The organism is Leisingera sp. SA215 (assembly GCF_055902035.1).
Genome location: NZ_JBVVXU010000071.1, coordinates 1 through 4,141, shown reverse-complemented (window position 1 = coordinate 4,141; position 4,141 = coordinate 1). Strand labels below are relative to the sequence as shown.

Annotated in this window: 5 protein-coding genes; 4 read left to right on the top strand and 1 reads right to left on the bottom strand. The window is 61.0% G+C overall.

The window, feature by feature from the left end; genetic code table 11:
• Window positions 1–548: IS110 family RNA-guided transposase (locus AC0KW6_RS22915; protein WP_474036221.1), on the bottom strand; the 548-nt coding region annotated here is incomplete at its 3' end.
• Window positions 549–809: 261 nt separating this feature from the next.
• Here AC0KW6_RS22915 and AC0KW6_RS22910 point away from each other — a divergent pair.
• The 4 genes from AC0KW6_RS22910 to AC0KW6_RS22895 form a co-directional block, all read left to right on the top strand.
• Entirely contained in the window at window positions 810–1,070 is a 261-nt protein-coding gene (locus AC0KW6_RS22910) for a helix-turn-helix domain-containing protein (RefSeq protein WP_323781811.1), read from the top strand.
• A 75-nt stretch (window positions 1,071–1,145) separates the two neighbouring features.
• Window positions 1,146–2,867: a SulP family inorganic anion transporter gene (locus AC0KW6_RS22905; RefSeq protein ID WP_474036220.1), complete on the top strand. Its 1,722-nt coding sequence runs from the start codon at window positions 1,146–1,148 to the stop codon at window positions 2,865–2,867.
• Entirely contained in the window at window positions 2,867–3,103 is a 237-nt protein-coding gene (locus AC0KW6_RS22900; RefSeq protein ID WP_323781805.1) for a winged helix-turn-helix transcriptional regulator, read from the top strand. The genes AC0KW6_RS22905 and AC0KW6_RS22900 overlap by 1 nt, the downstream gene beginning before the upstream one ends.
• A 172-nt stretch (window positions 3,104–3,275) precedes the next feature.
• Window positions 3,276–4,141, top strand: an 866-nt coding sequence (locus AC0KW6_RS22895; protein WP_474036219.1) for a transposase, incomplete at its 3' end; no start/stop codon positions are given.

The following is a 4,141-nucleotide window of genomic DNA, read 5'->3' as shown; positions in this document are numbered from 1 at the left end:
TAGATTGATCCAACATCTGTCACCACTTTTGGCAGACCGTTCTCGGGATCTTCCAAGAATTCCCACAGACGTTTGATATTTGCGGTCGTCTTTGGGGCCACCCGGCCAAACTCGGCGAGATGAGCCCGCAAGGCGTTGATCAGCTGCGTGCGTTGCCTCAAAAGCAGGTCACGTGTCCGGAACAAAACTGCCCTACTTTGCTGCTCATGTGTTTTTACGGCGACTGTCCGCATCGTCGGACGTGATGCCGCCTCGGCAATCGCTTCTGCATCAGCAGCATCGTTTTTATGCCGTTTGACGAAAGGTTTCACATAGATGGGCGGTATCAATTTCACTTCATGGCCGAGTGCTCCAATCTGACGCCCCCAGTCATGCGCGGTCGCGCAGGCCTCCATAGCAACGGTGCAGTTTGGTTGTTGTGCAAAAAATGGTACAACTTGCGCCCGGGTCAGTTTCTTGCGGAACAAGACATCCCCACCAGCTGTCGCCCCATGCGCCTGAAAACTGCGCTTTGCCAAGTCTACTCCGATGATTGCAACCATTTCCATTGCCGCCTCCTCTGTTTCTGGTCTGTCAAGACAGCACCAGCATGGCACATCACGATGCCGTCGGGAGGGGCATCCACTCCATCAGGGCGCGGGACATTGCTGTCTTTTGGCATCGGAAAACGAAGGTCAACTCCGAAACTTTTTGCGGGCCTGCGCCAAAATGTACGCGCTCATATTCCATACATCGCGCTATTCAACTTGATATTTGACATATCACTATCCATAAACTAGATGCCTCTTATACTATTCAGGATTTGCCGCATGATCACCGGACCTCAGATGCGCGCGGCGCGTGCCCTTCTCGGCATCGACCAGAAAACCCTGGCCGAGCTGGCGGGACTTTCCGTGCCGACGATCCAGCGCATGGAGGCCAGCCACGGCAATGTGCGCGGCGTCGTCGACAGCCTGACCAAGGTCGTGGCAGCGCTCGAACTCGCCGGAGTCGAACTCATCGGAGAAGGCACCGCCAGCACGGCAGGCGGACGGGGCGCGCGGCTGAAGGCGCCTCCGCCGAAACACTGATTCTCAACCCGCGACGGCGACCGCCGACACCAAGCCGACGATCCCGCCGCTCCCGTCCCAAAGGTGCGGCCACAGATGAAAGACCAGACTACCAGACAGAGCGACGCTCCGAACTTCGCCGATCTCTTCACCCCGAAACTCGTCACCGTCCTGCGGGAAGGCTATGGGCTGACACAGCTGCGCACGGACGCCATCGCCGGGTTGACCGTCGCCATCGTGGCATTGCCGCTCTCGATGGCGATTGCCATCGCGTCCGGCGCGACACCGGCGCAGGGGCTCTACACGGCCATCGTCGGGGGCTTCCTTGTGTCGCTCCTTGGCGGATCGCGGTTCCAGATCGGCGGCCCGGCCGGGGCCTTCATCGTGTTGGTCGCCGCCACCGTGGCCCAGCATGGGATGGAGGGGCTGATCCTTGCCACATTCCTCTCGGGGCTGATGCTTGCGGTCGTGGGTTTCTTGCGCCTCGGCACCTTCATCAAGTTCATCCCGTTTCCGGTCACGGTTGGGTTCACGGCCGGGATCGCGGTCATCATCTTCGCCAGCCAGATCAAGGAGCTGTTCGGTCTGACGCTGTCAAATGAGCCGGGCGAACTGCTGGAGAAGATTCCGGCGCTTTGGCAGGCAGGGGCGAGCCTGACGCCAGCCGCACTTGGTGTATCCCTGGCAACTGTTGCGGTCATCCTCGGGCTGCGGCGCTGGCGACCGCACTGGCCCGGAATGCTGATCGCCGTCGGACTTGCCGCGGCCGCGACCGGGTTACTGGCGCTGCCGGTGCAGACCATCGGCACGAAGTTCGGCGGTATCCCCTCGTCGCTTCCGGCGCCGCGGCTTCCGTCCCTCTCGATGGAAGCGATCCTCGCGGTCCTCCCGGCTGCCATCTCCTTCACCCTGCTGGGTGCCATCGAGTCGCTCCTGTCGGCCGTCGTCGCTGACGGCATGACCGGACGCCGCCACCGCTCGAATTGCGAGCTGGCGGCACAGGGCGCGGCCAATATCGGATCGTCTCTCTTCGGCGGCTTCTGCGTGACCGGCACCATCGCGCGGACCGCGACCAACGTCCGGGCCGGGGCGCATGGCCCGGTGGCGGGGATGCTGCACGCCCTGTTCATCCTGCTGTTCATACTCGTTGCCGCGCCGCTCGCCTCCTACATCCCTCTGGCGGCGCTCGCCGGAGTACTGGCCGTCGTGGCCTGGAACATGATCGAGAAACCGGCCATCGCGATCCTGGTTCGCTCAGGCTGGGGAGAAGCCACCGTGCTGGGCGCCACGTTCTTCCTCACCATCTTCCGCGACCTGACCGAGGCCATCGTCGTCGGCTTCGCGCTCGGCTCGGTTCTCTTCATTCACCGCATGAGCCGCACGACCGAGGTTGCGACGGACGGTGCATTTGTCGTCGGGGATGAAGCCGACATCACCCATCCGCGCGGCGAGTACCACGAGGAGCAGGCTGCGAACCCGGACGTAGCCATCTACCGGATCACCGGTGCGCTGTTCTTTGGCGCGACGGCCTCGATCGGATCGGTGCTTGACCGCATTCAGGACCCCCACAAGGCGCTGATCGTGGATTTTTCGGCCGTGCCGTTTCTCGACTCAACCGGCGCCAACATGATCGAGGGCCTGGCGCGCAAGGCGCAGAAGCAGGGGGTCGCGCTCTGGCTCACCGGTGCCAGCCGCGACATCCTGCGTGTGTTCGTGACCCACGGGTTGAAGCGTCCACTGGTTCATTATTCCGCCTCGGTGGACGAAGCGCTGATACGGGTGCGGAATGGCGCCGACGGTGATCAGGAGGCCGCCTGATGTCCGGTACCGTCAGGGACAAACGTCGACCACAGCGCCGCCGGAACGGTCCGGCCGAAGCACGACGGCGATATGTCCTCGACGCACTTGAACGTCCGCGAACGCAGGCGGAACTGCGCGATGCGTTGGGCATGAGCAACAGCGGGATACTGCACCTGCTGCGCCGGATGGAGCGGGATGGGCTTGTGCGGCCCGCCGAACGGGTCGCCTGTACCCGGATTTGGGAGCGGGTGTAAAAGTCGACAACGCGTTTGTGATCATAAGGGGAGAAAGGGAAGTTTACTGCAACTGAGGTCGTTTGGACGACCCGCAGCATTCGACATTTTGGGCTGATTCTGTTGAAAAACTCTTTCTTGATTGCAGGGGGCATCGCTGATTCAATTCCGTTATTGAGCGGGAGGTTTGGCGATGATGGGACCGAAGCAGGAGGCGCAGGCGGCGCTGTTCTACGAGTTCTCGCTGGAGAACCATGTCCCGCAAGATCATCTGCTACGGTCGATTGACCGGTTTGTTGATCTGGGCAGCATCCGGGCTCATCTTGCGGATTTCTACAGCCATACGGGTCGCCCATCCATCGACCCTGAGCTGCTTATCCGAATGCTGTTGGTGGGATATTGTTTTGGCATCCGCTCTGAGCGCCGACTGTGCGAGGAGGTCCATCTGAATCTCGCCTATCGGTGGTTTTGCCGCCTCGACCTGAATGATCGCATCCCGGATCACTCCACCTTTTCGAAGAACCGCCATGGTCGCTTCCGAGAGAGCGATCTGCTGCGCCATGTCTTCGAGACAACCGTGGCACGCTGCATGGAGGAAGGGCATGTTGGCGGTCAGGGCTTCGCCGTCGATGCCAGCCTGATCAGCGCTGACGTACAGAAACAGAACTCCAGCAATCCCGATGATTGGGCGGCTCGCGATGTTGATCCCCATGATGCACCGCGCGCAGTGCGTGAGTATCTCGACACCTTGGATGACGAGGCTTTTGGCGCTGCCACGACGGCTAAGCCCAAATTCACCGCCCATGCCGATCCAGCCAGTCAATGGACGGCCGCACGCAAGGGCCCAGCTTTCTTTGCTTACTCAGACAATTACCTGATCGATACCGATCACGGTATCATCGTGGATGTGGATGCCAGCCGATCAAACAAGACTGCCGAGGTTGGGGCTATGCGCAAGATGATCGACCGGACCGAGGAACGGTTTGGTCTGAGGCCAGATTGGATCGCCGCAGATACTGCTTACGGCTCCTCGGATAATCTCGTCTGGCTTACGCTCAG

Excerpts from the sequence above, each read along its gene's own strand:
- AC0KW6_RS22905 (WP_474036220.1), top strand. The coding sequence starts at position 1,146 with ATGAAAGACCAGACTACCAGACAGAGCGACGCTCCGAACTTCGCCGAT.
- AC0KW6_RS22900 (WP_323781805.1), top strand. The coding sequence starts at position 2,867 with ATGTCCGGTACCGTCAGGGACAAACGTCGACCACAGCGCCGCCGGAAC.
- AC0KW6_RS22910 (WP_323781811.1), top strand. The coding sequence starts at position 810 with ATGATCACCGGACCTCAGATGCGCGCGGCGCGTGCCCTTCTCGGCATC.